Below are 527 nucleotides of genomic sequence, written 5' to 3' on the forward strand. Positions count from 1 at the left end.
GCGACATCGATGCTGCACTTCAGAATATGAACATTGCCACTGAGCGGGTATCTGGCGCATGGGCAAGTGACACGGCAGATGAAGTTGCACGCCACGTTCCCGATAGCGATACTGCATTTCTTGCAACAAGTTGGGGATATGAAGACGCGCTTTCTGCTGCAAGCTATGCGTATGCTCACAAAACGCCACTGTTTTTAGCAAACTATCACACCTCGGCACTTGACGCTGATACACTTGCCACCATGCAGGAAAAAGGCGTTAAAACCGTGTACATTGTTGGCGGATACGACGTTGTATCACCTGAGGTAGAAGCCCAACTTGCAAAGGCAGGTATTAAAGCTATTCGTATTGGTGGTAAAACTGCCTACGACACGTCAGCTCTGCTGGCGCGCAAACTTATTGCACTTGGCATGCATGCGAACAACATGGCTCTTGCCACTGGCTGGGGATATACCGATGCACTTACTAGTGCTGCCTTGTGCGGGAAGAACAACGCTGTGCTGGTACTGGCTGATGACAGTAACCAA

The 527-nt window shown here is 50.1% G+C and carries 1 protein-coding gene; it reads left to right on the forward strand.

Annotation, left to right across the window (positions count from 1 at the left end):
- Positions 1-26 precede the first annotated feature (26 nt).
- Positions 27-527: cell wall-binding repeat-containing protein (locus tag HMPREF3190_RS04680; RefSeq protein ID WP_449676220.1), on the forward strand; the 501-nt coding region annotated here is incomplete at its 3' end.

The sequence above is a fragment of the Umbribacter vaginalis genome (assembly GCA_001552935.1).
Taxonomy (GTDB): domain Bacteria; phylum Actinomycetota; class Coriobacteriia; order Coriobacteriales; family Eggerthellaceae; genus Berryella; species Berryella vaginalis.